Origin of the sequence: Acinetobacter sp. RIT698, from assembly GCF_009668065.1 — a bacterium.
Classification (GTDB): Bacteria; Pseudomonadota; Gammaproteobacteria; order Pseudomonadales; family Moraxellaceae; genus Acinetobacter; species Acinetobacter guillouiae.
Genome location: NZ_WJYH01000118.1, coordinates 1 through 977 on the forward strand (window position 1 = coordinate 1; position 977 = coordinate 977).

The 977-nt window shown below is 39.8% G+C and carries 1 pseudogene; it reads left to right on the forward strand.

What is annotated here, in order from left to right:
• Positions 1–2 precede the first annotated feature (2 nt).
• Positions 3–977: pseudogene (locus GJV03_RS21595) on the forward strand (host specificity protein J); the annotation flags it as partial.

Consider the following 977-nt stretch of genomic DNA (forward strand, 5'->3'; position numbering starts at 1 on the left):
GTATGCTTAAAACAGTAAAAGGCGCTAAAGGTGGCAGTCAAAGCCAAAGACAACCCAAAGTTGCAAATGATACCACCGCTTCAAAAACCTATGCACGTTTACAATACGGTATGAGTGAAGGAGAAGTTGAGGGTTTGGCAAATGGCTTTAAGTCAATCTTCCTTGATGACACACCAGTTGAAAACGATAGTGGTGCAAGAAACTTTCAAGATGTCACTCTAGATTTTCGATCAGGTACCAATGATCAAACATATATGGAAGGTTTTGAAAGCATTGCTTCTGAAACTGCTGTTGGTGTTGAACTTAAAAGTGATACGTCTTGGGTTAAAGGGATTACCAATCTTAATCTCGATGCCGTGATTGTAAGAGTGCGTTTTGGGGCCTTAAAACAGCAAGATCCAAGCAACGGTGATGTTTCAGGTATTGTTATTGATTACTCGATTGAAGTGCAAACAGATGGTGGTTCATGGGAGTTAATGCTTGATACTCAAATGTCAGGAAAAACTTCAGCAAATTATGAACGTACCCATCGTATCGGCTTACCAAAAGCCAATAATAATTGGTTGATTCGCGTCATACGTAAAACACCGAATTCAAGCTCTGAATATGTCAGCGATAAGATGTATATTCAAGCCATTACTGAAGTTGTCGATCTTAAACTTGCCTACCCAAATACTGCCTTGATTGGCGTGCAATATGATGCTGAAACATTCTCGAATATTGCCAAAATTGCTGTTGATCTAAAGGGTGTAAAGATCAAAGTACCAAGCAACTATGATCCTGTAGGCCGTACTTATGTGGGGATTTGGGATGGTCTATTTAAGCGTGCTTATAGTAATAATCCAGCTTGGATTTACTACGATTTATGCACCAATAAGCGATACGCACTTGGTAACCGCTTAACAGAGCCAATGATTGATAAATGGTCATTGTATCGTTTGGCTCAATATTGTGATCAGTTGGTGCCAGATGGCAAG